Origin of the sequence: Novacetimonas cocois, assembly GCF_003311635.1 — a bacterium.
Classification (GTDB): domain Bacteria; phylum Pseudomonadota; class Alphaproteobacteria; order Acetobacterales; family Acetobacteraceae; genus Novacetimonas; species Novacetimonas cocois.
The window spans coordinates 1-833 of the sequence record NZ_QEXL01000066.1 but is presented as its reverse complement, the minus strand read 5'-3'; the positions used below and the strand labels follow the sequence as shown (position 1 = coordinate 833).

Annotated in this window: 1 protein-coding gene; it reads right to left on the bottom strand. The window is 55.2% G+C overall.

The genetic code is table 11. The annotated features are described in order from the left end of the window. Nucleotides 1-12: 12 nt before the first annotated feature. Nucleotides 13-770 (bottom strand): IS5 family transposase gene (locus NJLHNGOC_RS15525; protein ID WP_113597113.1). Its coding sequence is split into 2 segments (ribosomal slippage): nucleotides 13-437 and nucleotides 437-770, totalling 759 coding nucleotides; the frame shifts between segments, so codons are not numbered across the junction. Nucleotides 771-833: the final 63 nt, after the last annotated feature.

The following is an 833-nucleotide window of genomic DNA, read 5'->3' as shown; positions in this document are numbered from 1 at the left end:
TAGGCTCAGGACTCATAGCCAGAAGATGACGGTTGCAGCGAGGCAGATTGCCGAGAAGAATACGGTGGGGCATCTGTCATAGCGTGTCGCGACCCGTCTCCAGTCCTTGAGCCTCCCGAACATGATCTCGATACGGTTGCGTCTTTTGTATTTCCGCCTATCGTATTTTATGGGTTTCCCTCGGAATTTCCGTCCCGGAATGCAGGGTTTGATCCCTTTCTCCTCCAAGGCATCCCTGAACCAGTCAGCATCATAGCCCCGATCTGCCAGCATCCATTCGGCTGGTGGGAGACCGTCCAGAAGGGCAGCCGCACCGGTGTAATCACTGATCTGGCCTGCTGTCATGAAGAAGTCGATCGGACGTCCGTTCCGGTCGGTGACGGCATGCAGCTTCGTATTCATCCCGCCTTTGGTGCGCCCAATCAGACGGCCTGGAGCCCCTTTTTTAACCGCAGGCTCGAAGCTGTGCGATGTGCCTTGAGATAGGTCGCATCAATCATGATCGTCTGAGGCTCTGCCTTGCCGGTAGTCAGTCCCTCCATCATGCGGATGAATATCCCCATAGCGCTCCAGCGCTTCCAGCGGTTGTATAGCGTCTTGTGTGGACCGTATTCCTGGGGTGCATCACGCCAACGCAGACCATTTCTGTTCACGAAAATGATCCCACTCAACACACGACGGTCATCAACGCGGGGTTTGCCATGGCTCTTCGGGAAAAAGGGCCGCAGACGCTCCATCTGCTCGTCCGTCAGCCAATACAGGTCACTCATCTTCAGTCTCCTCAACGAGCCTGAATCACATCCTGACACTCATATCAATGGGTCCTGAGCCTA